The 25774-nt window shown below is 37.5% G+C and carries 24 protein-coding genes; 14 read left to right on the top strand and 10 right to left on the bottom strand.

Features of this window, described 5'->3' with window-relative positions; translation table 11 throughout:
• Positions 1-377: 377 nt before the first annotated feature.
• The 5 genes from purD to dusB form a co-directional block, all read right to left on the bottom strand.
• Positions 378-1673 (bottom strand): phosphoribosylamine--glycine ligase, encoded by a 1296-nt coding sequence (gene purD, locus CXF71_RS05160; RefSeq protein ID WP_101231906.1) that lies wholly within the window; start codon positions 1671-1673, stop codon positions 378-380.
• A gap of 39 nt (positions 1674-1712) precedes the next feature.
• The gene (locus tag CXF71_RS05155; RefSeq protein ID WP_101231905.1) at positions 1713-2555 is read right to left on the bottom strand and encodes a class I SAM-dependent methyltransferase; all 843 of its coding nucleotides are present in this window, start codon (positions 2553-2555) and stop codon (positions 1713-1715) included.
• 355 nt (positions 2556-2910) lie between these two features.
• Complete coding sequence (gene purH / locus CXF71_RS05150; RefSeq protein ID WP_101231904.1) at positions 2911-4512, bottom strand: bifunctional phosphoribosylaminoimidazolecarboxamide formyltransferase/IMP cyclohydrolase; 1602 nt, start codon at positions 4510-4512, stop codon at positions 2911-2913.
• 148 nt (positions 4513-4660) lie between these two features.
• Positions 4661-4948: a DNA-binding transcriptional regulator Fis gene (gene fis, locus CXF71_RS05145; protein WP_101228723.1), complete on the bottom strand. Its 288-nt coding sequence runs from the start codon at positions 4946-4948 to the stop codon at positions 4661-4663.
• A 63-nt stretch (positions 4949-5011) separates the two neighbouring features.
• Positions 5012-6028, bottom strand: a complete 1017-nt coding sequence (gene dusB / locus CXF71_RS05140) for a tRNA dihydrouridine synthase DusB (RefSeq protein WP_101231903.1) — start codon at positions 6026-6028, stop codon at positions 5012-5014.
• A 325-nt stretch (positions 6029-6353) separates the two neighbouring features.
• Here dusB and CXF71_RS05135 point away from each other — a divergent pair, with 325 nt between their 5' ends.
• The 10 genes from CXF71_RS05135 (at position 6354) to CXF71_RS05090 (ending at position 18393) form a co-directional block, all read left to right on the top strand.
• Positions 6354-7682: a pepsin-like aspartic protease gene (locus tag CXF71_RS05135; protein ID WP_157826696.1), complete on the top strand. Its 1329-nt coding sequence runs from the start codon at positions 6354-6356 to the stop codon at positions 7680-7682.
• Between the two features lie 322 nt (positions 7683-8004).
• Complete coding sequence (locus CXF71_RS05130) at positions 8005-8283, top strand: hypothetical protein (protein ID WP_101231901.1); 279 nt, start codon at positions 8005-8007, stop codon at positions 8281-8283.
• 61 nt (positions 8284-8344) lie between these two features.
• Positions 8345-10174: a GGDEF domain-containing protein gene (locus CXF71_RS05125; RefSeq protein WP_101231900.1), complete on the top strand. Its 1830-nt coding sequence runs from the start codon at positions 8345-8347 to the stop codon at positions 10172-10174.
• Positions 10175-10343: 169 nt separating this feature from the next.
• A complete protein-coding gene (locus CXF71_RS05120) occupies positions 10344-10607 on the top strand; it encodes a hypothetical protein (protein ID WP_101231899.1) in 264 nt (87 codons plus the stop codon).
• Between the two features lie 3 nt (positions 10608-10610).
• Positions 10611-12344: a GGDEF domain-containing protein gene (locus CXF71_RS05115; protein ID WP_101231898.1), complete on the top strand. Its 1734-nt coding sequence runs from the start codon at positions 10611-10613 to the stop codon at positions 12342-12344.
• Positions 12345-12441: 97 nt separating this feature from the next.
• On the top strand, positions 12442-13029 hold the full coding sequence (locus CXF71_RS05110) for a GNAT family N-acetyltransferase (RefSeq protein ID WP_101231897.1): 588 nt from the start codon (positions 12442-12444) through the stop codon (positions 13027-13029).
• Between the two features lie 184 nt (positions 13030-13213).
• Complete coding sequence (locus CXF71_RS05105) at positions 13214-14035, top strand: SAM-dependent methyltransferase (protein WP_101231896.1); 822 nt, start codon at positions 13214-13216, stop codon at positions 14033-14035.
• A gap of 64 nt (positions 14036-14099) precedes the next feature.
• Positions 14100-14357: a hypothetical protein gene (locus CXF71_RS05100; RefSeq protein ID WP_101231895.1), complete on the top strand. Its 258-nt coding sequence runs from the start codon at positions 14100-14102 to the stop codon at positions 14355-14357.
• Positions 14358-14375: 18 nt separating this feature from the next.
• Complete coding sequence (locus tag CXF71_RS05095; RefSeq protein WP_101231894.1) at positions 14376-16259, top strand: GGDEF domain-containing protein; 1884 nt, start codon at positions 14376-14378, stop codon at positions 16257-16259.
• A 235-nt stretch (positions 16260-16494) separates the two neighbouring features.
• Positions 16495-18393: a tetratricopeptide repeat-containing diguanylate cyclase gene (locus CXF71_RS05090; RefSeq protein ID WP_232771386.1), complete on the top strand. Its 1899-nt coding sequence runs from the start codon at positions 16495-16497 to the stop codon at positions 18391-18393.
• 163 nt (positions 18394-18556) lie between these two features.
• Here the strand turns inward: CXF71_RS05090 and prmA are convergent, their stop codons facing one another.
• Positions 18557-19438, bottom strand: a complete 882-nt coding sequence (gene prmA, locus CXF71_RS05085) for a 50S ribosomal protein L11 methyltransferase (RefSeq protein WP_101231893.1) — start codon at positions 19436-19438, stop codon at positions 18557-18559.
• Between the two features lie 159 nt (positions 19439-19597).
• Between prmA and CXF71_RS05080 the strand changes: the two genes are divergently transcribed.
• Both CXF71_RS05080 and CXF71_RS05075 read left to right on the top strand, forming a co-directional pair.
• Positions 19598-20089: a putative 4-hydroxy-4-methyl-2-oxoglutarate aldolase gene (locus CXF71_RS05080; protein ID WP_101231892.1), complete on the top strand. Its 492-nt coding sequence runs from the start codon at positions 19598-19600 to the stop codon at positions 20087-20089.
• Between the two features lie 89 nt (positions 20090-20178).
• Positions 20179-21144 carry an NAD(P)-dependent oxidoreductase gene (locus tag CXF71_RS05075; protein WP_101231891.1) on the top strand — a complete coding sequence of 322 codons (966 nt, stop codon included), beginning with the start codon at positions 20179-20181 and terminating at the stop codon, positions 21142-21144.
• Positions 21145-21324: 180 nt separating this feature from the next.
• On the opposite strand, the gene CXF71_RS21920 is transcribed toward CXF71_RS05075, so the two are convergent.
• The 3 genes from CXF71_RS21920 to CXF71_RS05060 form a co-directional block, all read right to left on the bottom strand.
• Positions 21325-21405 (bottom strand): PEP-CTERM sorting domain-containing protein, encoded by an 81-nt coding sequence (locus CXF71_RS21920; RefSeq protein ID WP_442871917.1) that lies wholly within the window; start codon positions 21403-21405, stop codon positions 21325-21327.
• Between the two features lie 83 nt (positions 21406-21488).
• Positions 21489-21764, bottom strand: coding sequence for a hypothetical protein (locus tag CXF71_RS05065; protein ID WP_101231890.1), 276 nt, complete (start codon positions 21762-21764; stop codon positions 21489-21491).
• Complete coding sequence (locus tag CXF71_RS05060; protein WP_101231889.1) at positions 21746-22081, bottom strand: hypothetical protein; 336 nt, start codon at positions 22079-22081, stop codon at positions 21746-21748. Before CXF71_RS05060 ends, CXF71_RS05065 begins: the two co-directional genes overlap by 19 nt.
• Positions 22082-22410: 329 nt before the next feature.
• Here CXF71_RS05060 and CXF71_RS05055 point away from each other — a divergent pair, with 329 nt between their 5' ends.
• Positions 22411-24087 carry an RluA family pseudouridine synthase gene (locus tag CXF71_RS05055; RefSeq protein ID WP_101231888.1) on the top strand — a complete coding sequence of 559 codons (1677 nt, stop codon included), beginning with the start codon at positions 22411-22413 and terminating at the stop codon, positions 24085-24087.
• Positions 24088-24131: 44 nt separating this feature from the next.
• Here CXF71_RS05055 and CXF71_RS05050 read toward each other — a convergent pair whose 3' ends face one another.
• Positions 24132-24632, bottom strand: coding sequence for a lactoylglutathione lyase family protein (locus CXF71_RS05050; RefSeq protein ID WP_101231887.1), 501 nt, complete (start codon positions 24630-24632; stop codon positions 24132-24134).
• A 124-nt stretch (positions 24633-24756) separates the two neighbouring features.
• Here CXF71_RS05050 and CXF71_RS05045 point away from each other — a divergent pair, with 124 nt between their 5' ends.
• Entirely contained in the window at positions 24757-25629 is an 873-nt protein-coding gene (locus CXF71_RS05045; protein WP_101231886.1) for a LysR family transcriptional regulator, read from the top strand.
• Positions 25630-25774 lie beyond the last annotated feature (145 nt).

Raw genomic sequence — 25774 nt, 5'->3', positions numbered from 1 at the left:
TCTTTGGGTTACCCCTTGGAACTGGTGGCGCATTTTAGAGACTTTTTGCTTTTGATCAAGGTTTATTTTAACATTTACACTTGTTCGAACATTTTATGTACACATAGCTTTCTTATTGGGCTATATAGCACGATCACAAAAGATCCTTGGTCAATTTATCACACAGAACTTATTATTCAGATGTATTCGTATTACTATTTATCTGTAGATAAACGTGCCCGTTTAACTATCTTGTGACACTCTATTTCATTCAGTTTTCAACAAATAATAAAAAACCGACATTAAAGTCGGTTTTTTTAAAGTTAACTAAATGATCATAGCGTAAATGAGAGAGATCACAGTTGTGATCTCTCAGCTTTATCTATGCAAAATTTTAGCTAGCTGTTTTCTTGTTCACGTTCGATAGCACGATAAGCAATATCAGTTCTAAACTCGACACCTTTCCAGCTAATTTGGTGTAGTAACTCATAAGCCGTTTGTTGTGCTTCTGTTACAGTATTACCTAATGCAGTAGCACAAAGTACACGACCACCATTAGTAACAACCTGACCCTGTTCGTTCAACTTAGTACCGGCGTGGAATGTTTTGGCTAATACGTTACTATTTGTATCTAAACCAGAGATTACATCACCTTTGGGATAACTTGCAGGATAAGCTTGTGCGGCAAGTACTACACCTACAGCTGCGCGACTATCAAATTCGATCGTTGCTTTATCTAATTCACCACGTGTAGCAGCTAGACATAATTCAACTAAATCTGATTTTAAGCGCATCATAATAGGTTGTGTTTCAGGATCACCAAAACGACAGTTATATTCAATAACGTTCGGTGTACCATCGCTTGCTATCATTAAACCAGCATATAAGAAGCCACTATAAGGAGCATCTTCGTTCGCCATGCCTTCAACCGTCGGCATAATTACTTCAGACATAATACGATCATGAATTTCAGCCGTAACTACTGCGGCTGGAGAATATGCCCCCATGCCACCAGTGTTTGGGCCTAAATCACCATTTAATGCACGTTTATGATCTTGGCTTGTCGCCATTGGCAAAACATTTTTGCCATCAACCATTACGATGAAACTAGCTTCTTCACCTTCAAGAAACTCTTCAATCACCACGCGATGTCCAGCATCACCAAAAGCATTACCCGCTAACATATCTGTAATAGCGTCTTCAGCTTCTTTTAATGTTAACGCAACAATAACGCCTTTACCTGCCGCTAAGCCATCGGCTTTAACAACAATGGGTGCGCCCTGCTGACGAACATAAGCCAATGCAGGTTCAACTTCAGTGAATTTTTCATAGCTGCCTGATGGTATATTATTACGTGCTAAGAAATCTTTAGTAAATGACTTTGAACCTTCAAGTTGAGCAGCTTTGGCACTTGGACCAAAAATAGCTAAACCTTGTGCTTGGAAAGCATCAACAACACCATCAACAAGTGGTTGTTCTGGGCCAACAATAGTTAAGGCAACGTCTTCACTTTGAGCAAAAGCAACTAAGGCAGCATTATCACTAATATCGATAGCAACATTTTTTAATTTTGCTTCCGTCGCCGTACCAGCATTACCTGGAGCAACAAATACTGTAGTAACCTGACTTGATTGAGCCGCTTTCCATGCTAATGCATGTTCACGACCGCCGCCGCCAATAACTAAGATTTTCATATTTTTTCCTGTTAATTTTCTTATGCGCTAAACCAGTAATTACTTGGCTGGTTTAACAAATTTTAATGTCATACGATCGCTTTCGCCAATCGCTAAATATTTTGCTCTGTCTTTATCTTTAAGCGCTAAGCTAGGTGGTAAGGTCCAGACTTTATATTGCGCTAAATCTTTTGGATTAGCGTTAATTTCACTTGATGCTACAAATCTAAAACCGGCCGCTTTAGCTTGTTTAATGGTGTTAGCTTCAGCAACATATCCCACGGCTACCTTAGCATCCGCACCTGCAGGCAGTCTGTGTTCAACTACACCTAAAACGCCACCGGGTTTAAGTGCATTAAAAGCATCTTTAAATACTTGCTCTACACCAGCATCTTTCCAGTTATGTAGATTTCTAAACGTTAAGACTAAATCAGCAGTACCTTGTGGCGCTAATTGACTTTCTTGACGTGGGGTAAAGTCGGTTAAAACGACTTCACTAAAAACAACATCTGATGCCAGTTTTTTCACTAATTTTTTACGAGAATTGCTGTAGTAATTATCTTCACCCGTATCAGGGTAATGAGCACCGTATAGTTTACCGGTACCTTTTAACGCTGGTGCGAGTATTTCTGTGTACCAACCACTACCTGGCGTAATTTCAACGACAGTCATATTTGGCATAAAACCAAAAAAGTTCAATGTTTCAACAGGATGACGGTATTGATCACGCGCTTTATTTTCAGCGGTACGATGATCACCTGACACAGCATTTTCAAGGACTTTTGATGAAGCCATGTTTTCATGTGCATGTGTGTCATGCGCAGTAGCAGATAAACTTAATGCTCCACAGCTTAAAGTCACTGCAATAGCGATTGATTTAAGCGTGTTTGTTTTAATTGTCATAACTATTTTCCTTGTAAAATTATTAGTATTTAGGTCAATATCTCTGATATATCCTTGTTATTTCAAGATGTAAGCCTACAATCTTGAAGTGAAACAAGTATATATTGATTTAAGATATTAATTAACGGCAATATTTATAACAGATTTGAAACAAACAAGCAGCGTTGATTTATTACCATACTTATTTTCATTGTAAGTAAATAAATCAACACTGCTTTTCTTCTATACTTTTTATCTCACCTTAACAGACAACCTTTAAGCAGAGGATTCAAAATCAAACGATAAGCACGGAGCGTATCACTATACGTGAGTACTTATCGTGAAGAGTTTGTGTTCTCTAGCAACAGGTTGTCTGTTAATGGCGGAAGTGACGCATACCGGTGAATACCATCGCGATGTTATGTTCGTCTGCTGCGGCAATAACTTCATTGTCACGCATAGAGCCACCCGGCTGAATTACGGCAGTAATGCCCGCTTCAGCAGCTGCGTCTAGACCATCACGGAATGGGAAGAATGCATCAGAGGCCATTACTGAACCTTTAACTTCTAAGTTTTCATCAGCAGCTTTAATACCCGCAACTTTCGCAGAGTATACGCGGCTCATTTGGCCAGCGCCGACACCGATAGTGGAGCTATTTTTAACGTAAACAATCGCGTTAGATTTAACAAATTTTGCTACTTTCCAACAAAATTGTAAATCACGCATTTCGTCTGCTGTAGGTTGACGTTTAGTAACAACCGTTAAGTCATCACTTGTTACGCGACCTTGGTCTGTATCTTGTACTAATAAACCACCATTAACGCGTTTAAAATCTAAGCCTGTGGTTTTAGTATCCCACTGGCCACATTCTAATAAACGTAGGTTAGGTTTAGCAGCAACAATTTGCGCTGCAGCATCTGAAACGCTTGGTGCAATAATTACTTCAACGAATTGACGAGAAACAATGGCTTCAGCAGTATCTGCATCTAACTCACGGTTAAACGCGATGATGCCACCAAAAGCAGAAGTTGGGTCAGTTTTATAAGCGCCTTCATAAGCTGCTAAAATGTTATCACCAATGGCAACACCACAAGGGTTAGCGTGTTTAACAATTACACAAGCTGGCTCATCAAATTCTTTAACACACTCTAATGCTGCATCAGTATCAGCAATGTTGTTATAAGATAAAGCTTTGCCTTGTAATTGAGTCGCAGTAGAAACTGACGCTTCTTCAGGGTTCGCTTCTTTATAAAAAGCAGCATCTTGATGCGAGTTTTCACCGTAACGTAAATCTTGTGTTTTAATAAACTGGCTATTAAAAGTGCGTGGAAATTTAACTTTATTGTCAAAAGACGCTGTCGATTCAGTTTCGCCGTAAGCTGGTAACATTTTACCAAAGTAGTTAGCGATCATTCCATCATAGCTAGCAGTGTGCTCATAAGCAGCAATGGCTAGATCAAAACGTGTTTTATACGTTAATGAATCATTGTTGTTATCTAATTCTGTTAATACACGATCGTAATCGCTTGCGTTAACAACAATAGTTACGTCTTTATGGTTCTTAGCAGCGGCACGAACCATCGTTGGGCCACCAATATCAATGTTTTCAATCGCATTTTCTAATGAACAATTTTCATCACTCACTGCATTAGCAAACGGGTACAAGTTAACCACTACCATATCAATTGCGCTGATATCGTTTTCTGCCATTACCGTTTCATCAATACCACGACGCGCTAAAATGCCGCCATGTACTTTAGGGTGTAATGTTTTAACACGACCATCCATGATTTCTGGGTGACCTGTGTAATCAGATACTTCAGTTACTTTGATGCCGTTTTCAGCTAATAATTTTGCTGTACCGCCAGTAGAAAGAAGATCAACACCTTTCTCACTTAAGCGACGAGCAAATTCAACGATGCCTGCTTTATCAGAAACACTTAATAGTGCGCGTTTAATTGGACGTGGAGTATCCATTTTGTTTACCTTTTTAGTTGTAACGTACTGCTAGCCTATTATCATTAACTGATAGCGCTAACTTGCAAAGTTACATGATTATTTAAAGTGATTTAGAGTGCTATAAAACATAAAAGCACCCGAAGGTGCTTTATATAAAAATACTGGCTTAGTTCATACCGTATTTTTTAAGTTTCTTGCGTAACGTACCGCGGTTAATGCCTAACAAGTTGGCTGCGCGTGTTTGGTTACCACGAGTATACATCATAACTTCTTCTAACATTGGCGCTTCAATCTCGCTCAATACAAGGTCATACATATCATCAACATCGTTACCATTTAATTGTGATAAGTAGTTGCTGATTGCGATTTTAGCTTGAGTACGTAATGGAGAAGTCTTAGTTTGTGTCTGAATATCGCCAGTAATAAATGGAGAAGAAACATTTTGTTCGAACATATGATATAACTCTTTCTTTTGTTAATAAAAATAAAATAAAACTACAACAATTTGCACTCGCCCCTAAAAGGAACCAGTAGCAAAATCATCAAAAAATTTGTCTAACGTCACCAATTGTTCATCGGTCGACGCTAAACCATTAAAAATAGCTCTAAACGCTTTGCCTTGGTCAATGTTAAACGCTGCGCTGAAGCCTTCAAGGCAATCAACGAGGTTATGTACATACCAAGACACGTGTTTTCGGGCGATCATCACACCTTTGAAATCGCCGTAAAACTGATGTAACTCCATAACATGGGCCAATACAATTGAGCGTACTTCACTCAATGCTGGTGCTAACATTTTATTGCCCGTTGTCAAAAAATGATTAATTTCTCGAAAAATCCACGGACGACCCTGTGCACCACGGCCAATCATTATGGCATCTGCTCCCGTAAGGGTTAACACCTGCAGTGCCTTTTCAGGTGACGTAATATCACCATTTGCCACTACCGGAATTGAAATCGCTGCTTTTATTGCTTTAATAGTGTCGTATTCCGCATTGCCTTTATAAAAGTCATTACGAGTACGGCCATGCACTGCGAGTGATGCTATACCACTACCTTCGGCAATTTTAGCTATTTCAATACCATTACGAGTATCTTCACACCATCCTGTGCGAATTTTTAGCGTGACCGGAATATTTACCGCATTCACCACCGACCGAACAATACGTTCAACCAATGCTGGTTCTTTCAATAATGCCGAACCCGCTAATTTCTTATTTACCTTTTTTGCAGGGCAGCCCATATTGATATCAATAATTTGCGCGCCGTTATCAGCATTTACTTTCGCAGCAAACGCTAATTCTTCAGGACAACTTCCGGCAATTTGTACCGAACGAATACCCGCAGCATCGCTATGCACCATTCTCAATTGAGATTTCTCGGTGTTCCACACTTTCGGGTTTGACGAAAGCATTTCAGATACCGCTAAACCCGCACCCAATTGACAACATAATTGTCGAAAAGGTTGATCGGTGATCCCTGCCATAGGGGCAAGCATTACCTGAGAATTGAGTTGATACGTGCCTATTTTCATACTGCTGTTTTTTTGAGCTACCTTTCAAAAGGGCGCTAAGTTTACACCTCTTTTTTTCAATTGAAAAGCATAGAATTTGAACAATATTTGATTTTATTCGCCTTTTTGATATTGACATTTATTAAAGTATTAAAGTGGGCGTAAATTGTACAATTCACTAACAAATTTGTTGACAAATGCGACAAAAAAAGACAAAGCCAAATATGACGTAAAGTTAGCTCGAATAAAGGCTACAACTGTGGCAGAGTAAAATAACACTGCGTCGCTAAAGTGAAGTTAAAGCAATAGCTAAATCAATAATAATTATAAACAAATGCCAGACACTATGCTAAATACAAAAACAACAATTTTGAGAATGCCTATCACCAATGTATTTGGACAAGGTGATTACAGCGTAACCTTACATCTAGGTAGTGAAAAATCTCCCGTTAACCTACTACTCGATACAGGTAGCAGTACCCTGGTAGTAAAAAGTAGCACCTACCAAGCAGTCCTTGATAAAAAATTAACACCAAGTACCGCAGTACAAGAAGTTAATTACGGTGTTGGCGGCTGGAATGGTCCTGTTATATATACCAACATTAATATTCATGAGCATTGCCATCACTGTGAACATCCGCAAAACATCGCAAAAAATCCGAGTATGAACTTGAGTGACGCGCCCGTTGCCCTGGTACATTCTGCCAAGCAAAGTAAAACCTTTGGTGCTGCCGATGGTATTTTAGGGTTGGCTTATCATCACCTAAACAAAAGTTTTGATTTTAGCGATTACTTTACTGAGCATAATATTCATCCTGCGCTCAGTTACCCTTGGCCTTTTAGTGATGAAGTAAGTGAAAATCTAGCCAGTTTTAAAAAATTAATGTGGAAGTATCCCGAACATGACGTTACGCCCTACTTCACCTTATTAGAACAACAGCAACTCAGTGCCAACAAGTTTGCTATCTATAGCAAGCGTTCTGCCATAAACATTAATGCCAACAATACCGACAAAACACCCGCCCTTGAGTTAGCTAAAGATCCATTAAACAAAGGTCTACTCATTTTGGGTGGTGGTGAAGAACAAAACGATTTATACCAGGGTGAATTTCAAAGTATCACGGTAGAACACGATGTTTATTATAATGTCGATCTAACATCTGTTCAGGTAGGTACAAGCAACCCCATAACTGCAGCACCACTTGACCAAAAACATCGTAAAGGCTATTTAACTAATGCCATTATTGATACCGGTGCAGGTGGTATTGTATTAACAGCTGACATTTACCAACAAGTCATTAACGACCTCATTGCTTATAACAGCAACTTTGCCCAATGTTTAGCCCCTTTTAAAGACATGAGTGCACAATTAACAGGTATCGATGTAAGTGAGTTAACACTGTCAGAGTGGCCAACACTGTATTTCAACTTTGTTGGTGAGGCAGCAACAACCACATCAGCCGAAATAATAGTGCAACTAGCTTGTAAGCCTGAGACTTACTGGCAAATAAATACCCCTAATAACAACAAGGCTTGTTTTCGCTTATTGAGCCAGTTACCACAATGGCCCAACCAAAGCATTATTGGCTTACCCTTGTTAAATAATTATTACGTGGTATTTGACCGCTCGGTAGATAAAACCGGCGTAGTGAAATTTGCTAAGCAGAAAGAGTAAAGATAGAATAAATGCCCTACAGCATTCCTCGGGAATGACTACAGGCAAAAAATCACACAAAGTAATCGCTTCAATTTTATAGCTTTTCCCCTAAAGCAATACGCTGTGTTACCGATTAAACATTGTTAATAAAAACAGCGTGATGAAGCGTAATAAAATAATGAACACCATTGCCTTAAGTGTTACATACCTGCTATTTTAGGCAACAAGTGATCTGATGCAATGTCGACCTGGGTTTTATTTAACACTTGAACAAGTACAAAAAGTAATATTAACAATACGAACAATAATAGTAATAACAATAAAAAATGGAGTAAGCCGTATGAGTAAAGTAATAAACGTATTAGCAACACTGGCTAACAACCCAAGCTTAACAACTAAACAAGAAATCACAGCGTTATTAGAACATGCTGAAATTTCAACTGAGCAAAAACAAGCAATATTAGCGCAAGATAGTGAACGTTTAGCTGAAACTATTGCTAACTTTCCACTTTCTATGTGTTCAGTTGTTCACCCTGCGGAAGATGAAGAACAACAAAGCCAAGAAGAAAGTCAGAGTAAAGAAGCTAAAAGTACGCACCACTTTGTAATTAATGCATAGCGACCTAAACAGTAAATAAACGAGCTTATTAAAATTAGCCAACTAAAGGAATTATACGGCTGTGACTTCAAATAATGTTGAAAGTAAGCAATATCTTCTGACTCAAGTTACAGTGGTATTATTTTTATGGCTAATTACTTTTAGCAATATCACATACAGTCAACAAACAAGCACAATTACTAGTATTAGTGATAATTCAGCGAAACTTAAACTCGCCGATGAGACAAGGCGCTATCAGCCACTAATATTTCAAAAAGTAATGAAAGAGCTCACAAAAGTGAGTGATTTTACCAACGAACAACAATCGTTATTTAATTTCTTACTAGGCTATCAGCACACCTATCAAGGTAGGTTTAATAATGCTGAAAAATCATTTACTAATTTATTGGCATCAAGCGCTAACAAGCTGATAAAGTTCCGTGCAAGTTATACACTAATTCATGTCTACGCTAGAAAAAAAATGTGGTTTGAAGGTTTAGTACTTATTGCTAAAAATATTAAAGAATCTGCCCTAATTGACGACACTGACCACACTCAAGCGCATTTAATTGCAATCATCACTTTTTATAAAAAAATGCATCAATACGAGCTATCTTTACACTATATCAGTGAGTTATCGGTATTAACTGTATCACCAAAAATTGACTGCCTTGCAAAGCAATTATTTATCGAGTCAAAATTTCATTTAAATAAACTGACCAGCAGAGATCCTGCCATATATAATGCGCTCAATAGCTGTGAAAAAATCAATGATGCTATGGTCAGCAGCATTATTCGTGTTTATCAAGCAAGAGCTTATTTAACTGAACAAAATATCAATGAGGCAATTAATAGCTTATTACCTTATATCGAAGTGGTAAAAAGCACACATTACCCCGAACTAATTACTGGTGTGAACAATGTTTTGGCGCAGGCTTACTGGCAAGCTAATGATTTAACCAACAGTAAACATTATGCAGAAGAGGCACTGTTAACCAATAAAAATAATAGTAATGTTAATCAAGCAGCTAAAGCATACAAATTACTTTATGAAATAGCTAAAACAGAAAATAATTCCAGCTCGGCGCTGAGTTTTCATGAAAAATATACTGAGTTAGAAATAATCTATTCGGATGACATTAAAACTAAAAACTTAGCTTTTCAGTTAGCTAAAAATAAAAACTTAATGCAACAGAACGAAATAAATTTATTGAATGAAAAGAACAGCTTACTCGCTGCTGAGCAGGCTTTAGTCGAAACAAAAGTTCATAATAGGCATTTATTATTAAGTTTACTCACATTTATTATTGTCTCGTTAACACTCTTTGGCTTACGTTTATGTCGTGATCATAAACGTGTAAAAGAGCTAGCGGAGTACGATCCTTTAACAGGCGTTTATAATAGAGGCCATTTTACCCAAGTCACTAATAGTGCTCTAGAATATTGTAAAAATGCCGAACAAGAACTCAGTCTGATAATGTTCGATTTAGATCACTTCAAAAAGGTAAATGACTCTTTTGGTCATGCTTGTGGCGATTGGGCGCTAAAAGAAACCACTAAAGCCTGTGAGAGTATTGGTCGAAAGAATGATGTTTTTGCCCGTTTAGGGGGCGAAGAATTTTGCATAATACTACCCAGCTGTAATATTGAAACCGCTATGATGCGCGCCGAAGATTGCCGCGCTGCCATTGAAGCTATTATTACAACCGCATCGGGCTGTGATTTTACCCTCACCGCCAGTTTTGGTGTTACTGACGTTAAACGTTCGGGATATAATTTAGAACAACTGATGGCAGATGCTGATTTTGCCACTTATGCCTCAAAACATGTTGGCCGCAATAGAGTCACCATGTTTTCCGTACCTGACAAGACAGAAACAGAAAAACTAGATCCATCATGGGGATATAATTAACTTTCTTTTCACAAAATCTTAGTAATAACAAACTGATAAAATCAGAAAACGCCATTGCTTTAGCTGTACTTTATCTGGTAATTTAGGTTGTACTGAGCTAAAGCAGAGTGGTTACTTATATAAATCACCACTAGCTTAGTTAATAACAAAAATAAAATGGAGAATGTATATGACTAAGGTAATTGAAGTTTTAGCTCACATGGCAAGCAACGCTAACTTACAGAGTAAGCAAGCTATTGAGTCGTTTGTAACAAATACAGAAATCAATGCTGACCAAAGTAAAGCGATTATTGCTAACGATGTCTTATCGCTAGAACGTCAACTAAACGTTTACCGAGATATTGTTTGCTTTTTAATTCCTGCTGAAGACGGTGAGCCGGTTAAGGAAGAAGAAAACGATGAAGAAAAAACTAAGACGGTCGTAAATTGGTAGAAAATGATGCCAAAATTTTACAGTAGGAATTCTCTGATATTTCTCAATATATTTCTACTGTTTTTATCTTTTGATTCATATGCAGATAATGTTTCTGAACAATTAATTAAAGCTGAACAAATAAAAAGTACTCACCCAATTGAGTTTGCAAATTTACTAGAAGATATTGCAACTAATACTGTTCAATTGAAACCCCAACAAAAATACCTTTTAAAATATTTACAAGCATATCAATTAGTATTCACTGGTAAAGCACATTCTGCACTTCCCATTCTGGAAACTATCTTATCTTCAGATGCAGATAAAATGATAAAACTTCGATGTAGAATAACAATGGTTAATTTCTACGCTTATGACCAAAATTGGACTGATGGTTTATCACATCTATCCAAACTATTAGATACCCTACCAGAGATTGAAGATGAAGAACTTAAGCAAAATGGACTTGCTCTCGCTGCTATGTTTTATAACCAGATAGGTCAATACTCACTAGGCTTAAAGTATGCGCAAAACCTTGAGAAAATAGCATTAAAACCTAGGCAAATCTGCATGGCTAAAATGTTTAAAATCGAGGCAATATTTAACACTTCAATTAAACTAACAGATCCAGTTTTAGATGACGCTTTAGATGCCTGTAAAAGTGAGCCTATAGCTGAAAATTTGATCCGCTCATTCGTAGCTGAAACACAAATAAATAATGGTAACTTTATTGAAGGTAAAGAAACCTTACTCAAACACATACAAGCAATTGAATCTACTAAGTATGTACGGCTCATTACTCGAGCCTACTCACTTTTATCGCAATCCTTTTTTTTAGAAGGTGATTTAAAAGAAAGTGAGCGATTTGCGTTAAAAGCCATAACATTAGCTAAGACCATGCCTACAACAAGAAAAGTAGTGGAATCACAAAAAATTCTTTATGAGATTGCAAAACTCAATTCAAGTTATGAACTAGCTTTGCAATACAATGAAAAATATATTGAATTAAAAGATATTTATACGAATAAATCATCTGAAAAACACTTAGCGTTTCAGCTAGCAGAACACAATGCTTATGAACAAGAAAGCCAAATACAGTTACTCAATGAAAAAAATGCTCTGTTAATCAGTGAACAAGCCTTAGACAAAGCTAAAGTTGCCAATATTCAATTAATGATTACCATATTAACAGTAACGTTAGCCTTATTAACGCTATGGGGCGGGAGATTATGGAAGGCACATAAACGCGTGAAAGAACTGGCAGAATATGATGCGTTAACCGGTATTTATAATCGTGGTCATTTTGCCCAGGTAACCAACAGTGCTTTAAAGTATTGTAAAAATGCTGAGCAGGAATTGAGTGTGATTATGTTCGATTTAGATCACTTCAAAAAGGTTAGCGACTCGTTTGGTCATGCCTGTGGTGATTGGGCATTAAAAGCAACTATCAAGGCGTGTCAAAGTATTGGTCGACAAAATGACATATTTGCCCGTTTAGGGGGTGAAGAGTTTTGTTTAGTCTTACCTAGCTGTAATATTGCCGCTGCTATGCTACGTGCAGAAGCTTGTAGAGCGGCCATTGAAGAGATAATTACTGAAGAATCGGGTTGTGACTTTTCAATCACTGCTAGCTTTGGTGTTACCGATGCTAAGCGCTCAGGTTTTAATTTAGATAAGCTATTAGCAGATGCTGATTTTGCCGCATATGCTTCAAAAAATTCCGGACGTAATCGTGTCACTCTATTCGAAGTACCTTAAGTAGACAATTCAAAGAAGTTAGATAGCTCATGGGATTATATATAGCCCTGAGTTGCTAATCCATTCATAATATTTATATATCATTAAAGAGTTAAACATGCACAGTTTTGCCACGGAGCGGCTACTCATACGACCATTAATAATGGCAGATGAAGCCTTTTATTGTTATCAATACACCGACAAAAAAATGATGCGAGTGGTTGGCGAACCACTAACCCAAGCAAAAGCACAAGCGGCTTTTCATCGTGCGTTAGCAGCCAATAACCTTGTAAAAAATACCGTGCGCACATGGGCAATTGTCGATAAAAAAACCGATGAGATCATAGGTACTCAAGCTTTTTCTTGGTTAGCTGCAAGTCAAACCACTAAACCAAGCACTTTGCCTATTGACCAAGTAGAGATTGGTATTATGTTAGCCACTAAAGCTAACGGTAAACTACTGCCTGAAGAAGCGGTTTCCGCGATAATGGAATACGGGTTTAAGCATTTTAATATTGATAGAATCAATGCTTTTTATGCGAATAAAAACAGAGCAACACAACGTATATTGCGAAAAATAGGCTATGTTTTCGAAGCCAGCGTACAAGATACCACCTCCGAAAATGGCTATCAGTATTTTGACCAAAGCCAGTGGCAAGCTAAGGTAATTACGCAACTATTTGCCACGCCAAACTCTAAAAAATAGTCATTGCCATCGATTAAGTCTTATCAGTAAAAACAGTACTATAAAGTAATATACTGATTGCCCCTGATACCTGCATCTGGTAATTTAGTTACAAAATAAGAACAATGCTACGACTTTCCTTTTTTAGTAGGCATCGCACCGTTGTTATCCCCAGATTACCCCTAAGAATAAAAAGGATTTTACCATGTCAGGCAGTTTAGTGTGTGTTGGTACTGGCATGACTTTAGGTGCGCATATTAGCCCTATCTCCAAAAGTCATATCGAACAAGCAGATGTAGTATTTTCACTGATGGCCAATGGCTTTGCCCAAAAATGGCTTGAAGGCATGAATACAGATGTTCGCTGTTTACAACGCTTCTACGAAGAAGGTAAAAACCGCAACATTACTTACAACGAAATGGTTAATACTATTTTAGGCGAAGTCCGTGATGGTAAAAAAGTAGTTGCTGCATTTTATGGACATCCGGGGGTGTTTGCCTGTGTTAGCCACCGAGCGATTAAAAAAGCGAAAGCCGAAGAGCTACCTGCCACTATGGAACCAGGCATATCTGCTGAAGATTGTTTGTATGCCGACTTGGGGATAGACCCAGGTAAGACAGGCTGCATGCATTATGAAACTAGCCAGTTTATGTTCTATAAGCGCAATATTGATACCTCTGCGCATTTAATCTTATGGCAAGTTGCCCTTGCTGGTGATAAATCGTTAGGTAAGTTCTCTACGGGTAAAGCTTATCGTCAGGTTTTAGTTGATTTGTTACTTGAACATTATCCCCGTGATCACGAGGTTATTCTTTATCAAGCTAAAGGTATTGCTATTGATGCCATGCGTGATGACAAAATATTACTCACTGAGCTTGTTGATGCTGAATTATTCATGCATACCACCTTAGTAATCCCCCCTTGTAGCACCATGCAACCTAACGAAGCAGTACTGGCAAAATTAGTGGCAATAGATAAAAAAGAAAAGCGTATAAAAAATGGTCCTGAATTGAGCCTCGTTTTATAACATAAAAATTTATCGCCAGAGCATTATCGTAACCGTATCGAAAAAACACAATGGAGTAAGTAGTATGAGTAACGTAATTGAAGTATTAGTAAAAATGGCCAGTGACTCGTCACTCAATAACGATAGTGCAGTAACTAATATGTTAGTTATTGCCAATTTCACTGAATATCAAGTTTCTGCCATTATCAGTAAAAATACGGAACGTTTAGCTGAGACAATATATGATTTACCCATGATTAAATGTGTACCATTGATGGTTCCAGAAGAGAGTAATGAGATAGAAATTGTCACTTGCATCAAAACATTCGCAACTAACTTTTAAAAATAGAATAAATTAAACATGAATAACATCTGCATTTTAAAGGAACTAAAAGACAGTTGTCACTCAAAAAAGTGGCTGATATTCCTATCGTTATCTATTACTATTTTAAGTTGGACTACATCGAGTAAAGTAGTTGCGTCCCCCAGCTTTCAGCCTGATAAGACCACACCGCACGAACTATTTAGAATAAATTCTCAAGAGATATCTGATAAGCTTTTATTAGCGGATAAAAATAGACGTGATGACCCTCAGGTATACAAAAGGTTATTGATCGAATTGTCGCAGGTAACTGATTCATTTACTGTAGAACAACGCTATTATTACCAATTTCTTCAAGGTGATTTAGCAACTTACCGTGGTGAATATGATCTCGCAGATAACTTATTTACAGAAATATTATCGTCTAGTGCAAACAATTTGATTAGGTTTAGAGCTAACTACACGTTAATAAGCGTTGCAGCAGCAAAAAAAGACTGGTCTGACGGTTTAAGGCATATTGCTTTAAATAAAGAAATGCTCTCTTTCATTAAAGATGAGGAGCATTATCAAGTAAGCATCCTTACTGCCATGATGTTTTACAACCAAATTCAACAATATAATTTAGTCCTTAAAGATCTCGCTTTAATTAAACGTGAAAACTTATCTCTGCAACATAATTGTTTTGTTGAGCAGTTATCACTTGAAGCAAAAATGAATCTTCAACAAATAAAACCAGATGATAAAAGTATTGATGCTGCTTTAAACATATGTATGAATGCAGGGAATAAGCTATATACCAATATCATTCGTGTATACCGAGCAAAATTATATTTAGAGGCGCATGACGCGGGTAAAGCGCTTACTTCATTATTGCCTCACTATGATGAAATCAATGCAACTCTCTACCCAATGCTGACTGTTCGCATGCACAACATATTAGCTAATAGTTACTTTAAAATAGATAACTTACATAACGCAAAAAAATACGCATTAGAAGCAGTAAAAGCTAATAAATATATCGATGCTTTTCAGAATACTGATAGCTACAGGCTTCTTTATCTCATCGCTAAGCAAGAAAAAAAAATCGACTTAGCATTGAGCTATCATGAGAAATTTAGTGAATCAGAAACAGAACGTTTAAAGGGTGAAAAATCGAAACATTTGGCATTCCAATTGGCTAAACTACAAACTTTTGAACATGAAAGTCAAATAACACTGTTGAATAAGCAAAATAATTTTTTAGCTGCCGAACAAGTATTAGCCAACAACAAGGTGACTAATATCCAGCAAATTATTACCGTAATGACTTTTATCATTATTATGATAACGCTTTGGGGAGCTCGCTTATGGCGATCTCATAAACGGGTAAAAGCCTTGTCTGAATATGATGAATTAACGGGAATCTATAACCGTAGACACTTTGCTCAAGTTGCCACGAGCGCATTAAAATATTGTCAAAGTGCGGAACAAGATTTAAGTCTGATTATGTTTGATTTAGATAACTTCAAAAAAATCAATGATACTTTTGGTCATATCTGTGGTGACTGGGCGTTAAAAGAAACCATTAGAGTGTGCAAAACCATTGGGCGAAAAAATGATATATTTGCCCGTTTAGGTGGTGAAGAATTTTGTATATTATTACCCAGTTGCAATATTGATGCTGCAGTTTTACGTGCTGAAGCTTGTCGCGCTGCTATTGAAAATACCATTACTGAGGAGTCTGGTAATAACTTTACCATTACTGCCAGCTTCGGTATAACCGACGTAACTCGCTCTGGTTTTGATTTAGAGAAACTATTAACTGATGCTGACTTTGCCGCTTATGAATCTAAACATGCGGGTCGAAATAGGTTGACTGTTTTTGAACCTAAAAAAGATGATAATGAAAAATTGCTAGATAATTCATGGAGTGTTGCCTCTTAATAATCGAGCCATATATTTATCCCTGGAAATTCGCCTATCTAGCCCTGTATACAAGACTTTACTGCTATACTAAATTGAGTCCATTAGTTAGTGAGTTGCTGTATCACTCTATTGATTAACGATTAAATATTTTCTATTTAAAATGACTAGTTATACACCCCGATTAATTCTCTATTTTGCTATGAACTGAGAATAAATAAAAGCGTATTACTGCCAAGTCAGGAAATAAATAAACGTGATAGAAGTAAGCCCCTGGCCTAACAACAACGTAGCTCAAAAAAAAATTAGTCATCTAAAGGCTATATCTCCCCTGTTCGTCTATTTTTTTATTACTTTTAGATTGCTATTACTTTGCTTGTTGCTTACCTCGGCTAATAGTATCGGGGCAAGTGAACAAAAGCCTCACCTAGCTGATGCACTTATTATCAGTAACGATATCGCAAAAAAATTTAAACTTGCTGATGATAGTAGATTAAGTGATCCAACGCTATTCAGGCAATTACTCAAAGAACTTAATCAACAAAGTGCTGACTTTACCCCCGCTCATCGACAATTCCTTAATTATTTACAGGGCTATCATTTCGCTTATATTGGTGAGCACGATAAAGCGGAGAAAAAACTTAAAGCCATTTTACACTCAAGTTCTGATATTCAACTTAAATTTAGAGCTAATCATACCCTTATAAACTTGTCGGCAATAAACCATAAGTGGGCCGATGGTTTACAGTATATTGCTGAGAATAATCTGATTATAAACAAAATAACGGATAACAGCGTCATTCAGAATAGTTTGCTAGCTACTGTTATATTTTATATCAGCATAAAAAAATATGATTTTGCGTTAGAGCATATTGCGCAATTAGAGCTACATGACCTATCTCCGCACAAAAGATGTTTTGCGAAACAATATTACCTCGAAGCAAAGTTTAACTTAGGGCAGCTCAAGGTGAATAGTCCTGCAATAAGTGATGCTCTGAAGCTTTGTATTACCAGTAAAAACAACATTGGGTCTAATGCAATACGCCGACATCAAGCCAAGTTATATTTACAATCCAATGCACCAGAACAAGCGCTGAATTTGCTTTTACCTTATGCTGATGAAGTACAGAGTACGTTATTCCCTATGCTCATAGCCGCTATTGATAATGTTATTGCTCAAGCATATTTTCAATTAAATGACATGGAAAATGCTAAATATTATGCCACTAAAGCGATGTTACTCAATAAGGGTAATACTGGTGTCGAGCGAGGTAGAGATAGCTACCGAGTTTTATTCCAAGTCGCTGAAAAGCAAAACAACCCCACTTTAGCACTACGTTATTTCAAGCAGTATGCCCAGTTTGATAAAGCATTTATTAATGAAGTCAAAGCTAAGCATTTTGCCTTTCAGCTCGCTGAGCATGATAGTTTGGAACAAATCAGTAAAATAAAATTACTCAATGAACAAAACAATTTACTAATAACTAAGCAAGCTTTAGCTGAAACTAAAATACGCAACGTGCAATTGGGCATTGCAATTCTGATTCTATTAATGAGTATATTGTCGATATGGGGCACACATTTATGGCGCGTGCATAAACGAGTAAAAATACTTTCACAAAGCGATGAGTTAACCGGAATATATAATCGTCGACACTTTAATTATGTGGCAGTTAGCGCCATAAGATATTGTAAAACTGCTCAGCAAGACTTAAGTGTCATCATGTTTGATTTAGACCATTTCAAAAAGATAAATGATAATCATGGGCACATTTGTGGCGATTGGGCATTAAAAGAAACCATTAAAGTCTGCCAAGCCATAGGTAAAAGTAATGATGTATTTGCTCGATTAGGAGGGGAAGAGTTTTGCTTGTTATTACCTAGCACAAATATTGATAAAGCTTATAGTAGGGCCGAAGCGTGTAGGATTGCTATAGAAAGTATTGTTAGTAAAACTTCCGGTACTAATTTTTCTCTTACCGCCAGTTTTGGTGTGACCGATTTAAAACGATCGGGCTTTCGTCTAACCGACTTACTTAAAGATGCCGATAGCGCAATGTATATCGCTAAGAATACTGGTCGTAACCAAGTAATGTTATTTGAACCGCCAAACAAAGAGAAGTCATTAGACAACTCATGGAGTATTACGTCTTAATTGCTAAGAGAGAAAAGTGCTGGCTCTAGGATAATGTGCTCAGGATAATTGCTCCTGCATTATCTAATAAAGTACTTCCTGTACCGTCTGCATTATCTAATAAGTGGCATCCTTGCCACGTCCGATAAGACAACTCGGGGATGACACTCATAGCTAAATGAAGTTACTTTCTTTGTCCATTTAAGCGAACCCATTCTTCTTGTATGCTTACAGGTTCCATATCACACCATTGCCCGTACATTGTTTGTAACACTTCAGCTTGCTCTTCTAATACGCCAGATAAAGCTAACAAACCTTTATCACCAACGAATTCCATGATAGTTGGCGCTAACTCGCGTAATGGTCCAGCTAGAATATTTGCTACAACAACATCAGCTTTAAATTTAGGCTGATCTTTAGGTAAATACAACTCAAGTCTATCGGAAACATTATTACGTTCTGCATTAGCAAGACTTGCTTGCAGTGCTTGTGGGTCGATATCAATACCAATAACTTTCTTTGCACCTAACTTAAGTGCTGCTAATGATAAAATGCCGGAGCCACAACCAAAATCGACTACAGTTTTATCTTGTAAGTCTAAGCCGTCTAACCAGGTTAAACATAAAGCAGTGGTTGGGTGAGTTCCTGTACCAAAAGCAAGGCCAGGATCTAACATGACATTAACTGCATCAGGATCTGGAACATCGCGCCAGCTAGGACAAACCCATAAACGTTCACCAAATTTCATTGGGTGGAAATTATCCATCCATTCACGTTCCCAGTCTTTATCTTCTAATTGTTCAAGCTTGTACTGCATTTGATCTTTATCGGGATGAATACCTTGTAAATAACTAATCACTTTATCCATATCGTGGCTAGCGTCGAATAATCCCATGACAACAGTATTTGACCAGTAAAGTACTTCATCACCCGGAAGTGGTTCATATATTGGGGTGTCTTTTGCATCAATAAAAGTAACGGCTTGTGAGCCACAGGCTGAAAGCCAGTCACTGTATTTTTCGGCGTTATCTTCGTTGGCACTTAATCTAAGTTGTATCCAAGGCATCTAATTTTCTCTACTGGTATATTGTGTTTGTTGCTACTCGTTGTCATTGATGTAAATAGACGATGTAATTGGCAAATAGTAGCAATAAATAAGCTTGATGCTAGTTTATCATTCATTACTGCTAGAGTAGGTATAAATAACTATAAAAGGGAAAATACCATGTTGGATTTACTACCAGACCTATTTGATCACTATGCTGAACAACTTAACCTTGCTGACAAAGCTTTTATTGATTATGGCAAGCAGATCATTTTTTATGGCGAAATAGTCACTGTGGCTTGCTTTGAAGACAATTCAAAAGTGAAAGAACTATTAGCCTCTGATGGTAAGGGTAAAGTACTGGTAGTTGATGGTAAAGGCAGTATGAACCGCGCCCTATTAGGCGATATGATAGCAGAAAATGCGGTTAAAAATAATTGGCAGGCTGTAGTTATCAACGGATGTATTCGTGATGCAGGTACTATTGGCACTTTAGCTATTGCGGTCAAAGCACTTGGCTGTAATCCGATAAAAACAGAGAAGTTAGGTGTCGGTGATGTGAATGTAGTTATTAATTTCGCTGGCATTGACTTTATTCCTGGTTGGACTATTTATGGCGATGCTAATGGTTTAGCGGTCAGTGAATCAAAGTTAAGCGTTACAACAGGTTAAACATCAACTTAATACAGATTAAGGTTTTATTATTTCTGTTATGTTAATGTGAGCATATTGATTAATCGTTAGTTAGAGTTGGCTTGTAGATGAAGTATTTTCCCGTTTTTCTTGATGGTAGTAAAATTAATGCCATGGTCGTTGGTGGTGGTGATGTTGCTGCCCGTAAAATCGAATTACTGTTAAAGACCACAACAAACATTACCATCATGGCGGCAAGCGTTACCGAAGGTGTTGAGCGCTTAATTAACGAGAATCAATTAGGTTGGTTACAGCATAATTATAAAGCAGGTTTGTTAACCAAAATTACCTTAGTGATTGCTGCCACCGATGATACCGCCGTTAATGAACAAGTTTATTATGAAGCGCTAGAGTTTAACATTCTTGCTAATGTTGTTGACCAACCTGCCCTTTGTACCTATATAACGCCAGCTATTATTGATCGCTCGCCTATGATTATTGCACTTTCAAGCTCAGGCAGTGCCCCGATACTCATTCGCATGTTACGCGAACAAATAGAGAAAATATTACCGCAAGGTTATGGCCGCTTAGCTGACTTTTCATTAAAGTTTCGTGATCATGTAAAAGCACGTATTAAAGGCATCCCCAATCGCCGTACTTTTTGGGAGAACACCCTACGAGGACCGATAGGCCAAAATTTACTTGATGGTCATCAACAAGAAGCCGAACAACAGTTAATCGTTAGTTTAAAAGAACAAGTAGCACCGCCTGCGGGCAAAATTGTTTTTATTCATACCACTGACGGTAACCCTGACAACTTAACCTTAAACGCCCATCGCACTTTACAATTTGCCGATGCTGTTTTTTATGATGACAATGTCAACATTGAGTTAATTGAATATGTTCGCCGCGATGCCGAAAAATATCCGCAAAGTGTCAGTTCAAAGATTATGCTCAATTACCAACATGCCTTAGAGCTTGCTCAAAAAGGCCAACAAGTTATCTACTTACTAGCCGGTAATGAAGAATTACCTAGTAATGCTGCACTAATTCATAGTGGCGTTAGTACTATAGAGATTGTTAGTGGAAGTTAGTCCCTTTTATTAATTGAGTAGGCTGAAAAGCATAGAGTACATGCACTGTCAGTTTATTTTACAATGTTTATTACTAATCATAATTGGCTCTATTCTTGATGTGATTTAACTGAATTAAAATAAAAATGCCTTCATTTATGAAGGCCTTTTTTGTATTAGACATATAATAATTGAAGTAGATTAAACTCTTTTATTACGACTTCTAATAGCTAGTGCGATCAGAGCTAAAGCAAAGATAGCAAGTGTTGTTGGCTCTGGAATTGATTCACCACTAAAGTCAGCAGAGCCCGTCCCCCAAGCTATTGAGTCATCATTGTCAAAATGAGTAAACGTGGAACCAAAGATCAGACCAGTGAAGTATCATTAGGCAGTAATATTGAGGTGGTATCTATATTCCCCATTGCTATCCCTCCAGTGACATCTAACGCTCCTGCGCCTATAGGAAAGCCAGCTAAATTTGTCCCTCCTAAGAGGGTAGTTTTTGTACCCGCAAAAACATGCCCTGCCAGTGAAAGCCATAATGCATTTTCTCCGCCGCCATGACCGGTGTTAGCAGCAGTTAATAGATTTGAATCGCTTACTGGCGCATCCGCAGTGTTATCTACCCAAAATTCATCCAACCTCCTGTATATTCAAAATCACTTGTTAAAGCAGCATCAGCTCCTGATAAATTATAACCACCAAAATGAAAAGTTAATTCACAACCAGGGCATAAATCGGCAGCACCTAGACCATTTAACGATGTAACCCTACCGTAAGCACTTAAATTCCCTGTTCCTAAATCAATTTCTTGATAAATAACGCCAGCAACTCCGTTAAAGTCAAAAACATAATCAGGATCCCATTCAACACCACCAACATTAATCAGTGTGGCTGAAGCTGAAAAACTTGTTAGTACAATGGCTGCAATAGCCAAAGCTTTTTTCACTATATTCATTAGTTTCCCCTCAGTTAATATATAAATATTTTAAATATCGTCTGTGGACTTCCTTTTCCTTATACAAAAAAATGCATAGGACTTACCACATGTAAATTTCATTGTAAAGACAATGAGATAAAAAAACAGCACCCCCCTTAATTGTACAAGTGTAAAAAAATGACAGTTTATTATTCATTATGATGCTAAAGAAAAATTCGTTATTCCATTTACATTTAAGCAGTGCAGTCATTAGTGATAACGATTAGAATAGACACTACTTATAGAGCATCACCTAAGGCATACGCCGACGTGACTTTTATTTTTAACTTATTTGCTAGTTCACTATCATGTTTAATACCAGCCATTTATCCTGTTTCACTAAATTCACTTGTGACATTAGTCAGTACCAATTACCTGCGAAGTTTACTTACCCCTTTCATTATCAAACACATCCCTTAGCACAAGCAGCAAGTGAAGAGTTACAGCTGAAATTAAAAAGATTTCATCCTGTCGATTCAGAGCAACAAGGTAGAATGTATGGGGTGTTAATTGTTAAAGATATGCAAGGCTCGCTTGGTTACTTATCCGCTCTTTCGGGCAATGCTAATGAAAGTGGTACCGATGAGAGGGCTGAAATTAACTTTGTTCCCACAATACATCAAGCATATAAGCAGAGTGAATTTGAGCAGACACAACAAATTGAAATCAATGGTATCAACAAGACCATTGCTCAATTAGAAGCCAATCCCGACATTTGTAAGTTGACACTTTTATTAGAGACAGAAGTAGGTAAGTCTGAAGAAGAAATAGTGTGTCTGCAGCAACAAATGCGAGAGAACAAAAAGGCACGTAAAGAAAAACGCGCTTGGCTCAGCTCTGCTGGTTTACCTGAAGACGAACATAGAGATATTAGCATTGAACTATCTCGCGCCAGTGTTACGGATAAAAAAGCGCTACAAGCATTAAAGCTACATCATCAAACAAGTATTAACTTAACCTCAAGTCGTTTATTGCAACTTACCGATGAAATAGAGTCACTAAAAAAAATCAGAAAAAAGCGTTCTACAACACTGCAAAAACATTTTTTCAAACAATACCAAATGTTAAACTGTAAAGGAGAACGTAAAGACTTAATTGAGCTTTTTTCCGACACCATAGTGCAAAAACCACCGGCTGGATCTGGTGATTGCGCTGCACCAAAAATGTTGCAGTATGCCTTTGAAAATAAGCTAACGCCGTTATGTATGGCTGAGTTTTGGTGGGGAACACAGCCTAAGTCAGAAATAAGAAAACACCAACACTTCTACCCCGCCTGCCAAGGTAAATGCCAACCCATTTTAAGTCACATGCTTACCGGTATGGAGGTAGATGAAAACCCTTTATTGATTAATCCCGCTGAAGGGTTAGATTTAGAGATTGTTTTTCAAGATGAGCATGTCGTGGTAGTTAATAAACCCGCGGGTTTATTGTCTGTGCCTGGAAAGTCTATTAAAGACTCTGTATATACCCGTATTAAGGCACAGTTTCCTCAAGCAACAGGTAGTTTGATTATCCATAGATTAGATATGGCTACCTCTGGCTTATTAATGTTAGCACTGAATGAACGTGCTCATAAAAACTTGCAACAACAGTTTCTTGATAAAGAAGTAAGCAAACGTTATGTAGCAACTATTGAGGGTAAGTTAGAAAACACCGCCGGTGAGATATGTTTACCCCTGCGTGGTGACTTTGATGACAGACCAAAACAAATGGTATGCCACGAGCACGGAAAGTATGCTGAAACGCATTGGCAGCTTATTGAAGAAATAGGTAATACCAGCAAGTTATTTTTATACCCTATTACGGGTAGAACACATCAACTACGTATGCATTGCGCACACCCTGATGGCCTTAACTTACCTATTATTGGTGATGGCTTATATGGCACCAGTGCTGATAGACTTCATTTACATGCACAACGATTAAGCTTTCGTCACCCGATAACCAAAGAGCAGTTAACTTTTGAAGTAGAGGAAGGTTTTTAGATTAACCTTACCTCTGATTTCTTCATATTATTTGTGCTATAAAATTAATAAGCGCCCGCAGCATAAGTTAACTCATAACTATGGCTATATATTTCTAAGATATTGCCAAACGGGTCTTCCATATAAATCATGCGATATGGTTTTTCTCCTGGGTAATAATAACGTGGCTCTGCCATACGTTTTTTACCGCCTGCTTCAACTATTTTTTCAACCAGCTCTTCTAGGTTAGGATCTTGAACACAGAAATGGAATACACCTGTTTTCCAATACTCAAAGTTGTCTTCTGGGTTTTCTTGATTTTTAAATTCAAATAATTCAACACCAATACGATCGCCCGTAGACATATGAGCAATTTTAAACTTACCCCAATTAGCGCCGAATACGTCCGTACACATTTCGCCAATAGGGCTATTATCTTCAACAATGACGGTTGGTTTCATAATTTCGTACCAACCTAATACTTCAGTGTAGAATTTCAGGGCTGCTTCTACGTTAGGTACTGAAATGCCAATATGTGAAAATGATCTTGGGTATGCTTTACTCATTATTTATTCCTCTGTTAAACCAGTTGGTATTTTTTAAGTCGGTATTGTTTAGATGGATAGAGTTTACGCTGGCACATTAATTACGTACAATTATCATAAGTCATAATTATGAGTACGCTTTGTAATGATTAATCTTGTTTGGTTAAAAACATTCTGTTGCCTTGTCGATATCGGCCATTTTACAAAAACGGCTGATAAACTATTTATGACTCAATCTGGCGTCAGTCAGCATATAAAAAAGTTAGAACAACACTTAGCGACTTTACTACTTGTCCGCGAAGGAAAATCTTTTTCACTAACGGATGCAGGTGAAAAGCTTTACCTGCAAGGAAAAATTTTATTGAGGACTTCTGAAGAAATGGAAGCATCGATAAAACAAGATGATCCCTTCATTGGCACAGTAAAAATAACAACACCCGGTAGTGTCGGATTAAAGTTATACCCACAGTTATTGAATATACAGCAACGCCATCCAACCTTAATTGTAGATTATATGTTTGCGCCGAACTCAAGCATAGAACAGGACTTAATCGATAGAAAGGTGGATATCGGTTTACTCACCGAACTCACTAAAAGTTCAGCGTTAATAAGCACACCAATAGCGGTAGAGCCCTTAGTGTTAGTTACATCAAATAAAATTAAACTCATTAACTGGCAAGTATTAATAGAACTTGGCTTTATTGGGCACCCTGACGCAGAACATCATATCCATCAATTACTCAGTCTCAATTTCTCTGAATTTGAACATATTAATCAGTTTAGACATGCCGGATTTTCTAATCAAATTAGCTTAATTTTAGAGCCTGTTAGTCGAGGGTTAGGTTTTACTGTGTTGCCCTTACATGCCGTCAATGCTTTTAATAAGCAAGACGACATCACCATACATTATTTAAAACATACGGTTAATGAAACCTTATACCTTTGCCAAAACCGTCTTTCTTTCGAAAATAGTCGCACTCAGTATATTAAATCGGTCATTATTGATTTGATTGGATAGTGAGTATAGATAAAAGAAAGATCAGCTAGGTGATCGTTACCCAAGCAATTGCCGTATTGATATTTAATGACATGGCTTACCCAACCGTGTTTTTTAGTTATCACTAAAGGAACGGCAATATTCACGACACAAGCACAGCTAGGAG

This window comes from Colwellia sp. 12G3 (genome assembly GCF_002836775.1).
Classification (GTDB): Bacteria; Pseudomonadota; Gammaproteobacteria; order Enterobacterales; family Alteromonadaceae; genus Colwellia.
Note: the sequence above shows the minus strand (reverse complement) of the source record. Positions and strands in the feature narration are given on the sequence as shown.

What these genes read in the sequence shown, in the direction of transcription:
- purD (WP_101231906.1), bottom strand. Translation starts at nt 1,673, where the DNA reads ATGAAAATCTTAGTTATTGGCGGCGGCGGTCGTGAACATGCATTAGCA.
- CXF71_RS05155 (WP_101231905.1), bottom strand. Translation starts at nt 2,555, where the DNA reads ATGACAATTAAAACAAACACGCTTAAATCAATCGCTATTGCAGTGACT.
- purH (WP_101231904.1), bottom strand. Translation starts at nt 4,512, where the DNA reads ATGGATACTCCACGTCCAATTAAACGCGCACTATTAAGTGTTTCTGAT.
- fis (WP_101228723.1), bottom strand. Translation starts at nt 4,948, where the DNA reads ATGTTCGAACAAAATGTTTCTTCTCCATTTATTACTGGCGATATTCAG.
- dusB (WP_101231903.1), bottom strand. Translation starts at nt 6,028, where the DNA reads ATGAAAATAGGCACGTATCAACTCAATTCTCAGGTAATGCTTGCCCCT.
- CXF71_RS05135 (WP_157826696.1), top strand. Translation starts at nt 6,354, where the DNA reads ATGCTAAATACAAAAACAACAATTTTGAGAATGCCTATCACCAATGTA.
- CXF71_RS05130 (WP_101231901.1), top strand. Translation starts at nt 8,005, where the DNA reads ATGAGTAAAGTAATAAACGTATTAGCAACACTGGCTAACAACCCAAGC.
- CXF71_RS05120 (WP_101231899.1), top strand. Translation starts at nt 10,344, where the DNA reads ATGACTAAGGTAATTGAAGTTTTAGCTCACATGGCAAGCAACGCTAAC.
- CXF71_RS05115 (WP_101231898.1), top strand. Translation starts at nt 10,611, where the DNA reads ATGATGCCAAAATTTTACAGTAGGAATTCTCTGATATTTCTCAATATA.
- CXF71_RS05110 (WP_101231897.1), top strand. Translation starts at nt 12,442, where the DNA reads ATGCACAGTTTTGCCACGGAGCGGCTACTCATACGACCATTAATAATG.
- CXF71_RS05105 (WP_101231896.1), top strand. Translation starts at nt 13,214, where the DNA reads ATGTCAGGCAGTTTAGTGTGTGTTGGTACTGGCATGACTTTAGGTGCG.
- CXF71_RS05100 (WP_101231895.1), top strand. Translation starts at nt 14,100, where the DNA reads ATGAGTAACGTAATTGAAGTATTAGTAAAAATGGCCAGTGACTCGTCA.
- CXF71_RS05095 (WP_101231894.1), top strand. Translation starts at nt 14,376, where the DNA reads ATGAATAACATCTGCATTTTAAAGGAACTAAAAGACAGTTGTCACTCA.
- prmA (WP_101231893.1), bottom strand. Translation starts at nt 19,438, where the DNA reads ATGCCTTGGATACAACTTAGATTAAGTGCCAACGAAGATAACGCCGAA.
- CXF71_RS05080 (WP_101231892.1), top strand. Translation starts at nt 19,598, where the DNA reads ATGTTGGATTTACTACCAGACCTATTTGATCACTATGCTGAACAACTT.
- CXF71_RS05075 (WP_101231891.1), top strand. Translation starts at nt 20,179, where the DNA reads ATGAAGTATTTTCCCGTTTTTCTTGATGGTAGTAAAATTAATGCCATG.
- CXF71_RS05060 (WP_101231889.1), bottom strand. Translation starts at nt 22,081, where the DNA reads ATGAATATAGTGAAAAAAGCTTTGGCTATTGCAGCCATTGTACTAACA.
- CXF71_RS05055 (WP_101231888.1), top strand. Translation starts at nt 22,411, where the DNA reads ATGTTTAATACCAGCCATTTATCCTGTTTCACTAAATTCACTTGTGAC.
- CXF71_RS05050 (WP_101231887.1), bottom strand. Translation starts at nt 24,632, where the DNA reads ATGAGTAAAGCATACCCAAGATCATTTTCACATATTGGCATTTCAGTA.
- CXF71_RS05045 (WP_101231886.1), top strand. Translation starts at nt 24,757, where the DNA reads ATGATTAATCTTGTTTGGTTAAAAACATTCTGTTGCCTTGTCGATATC.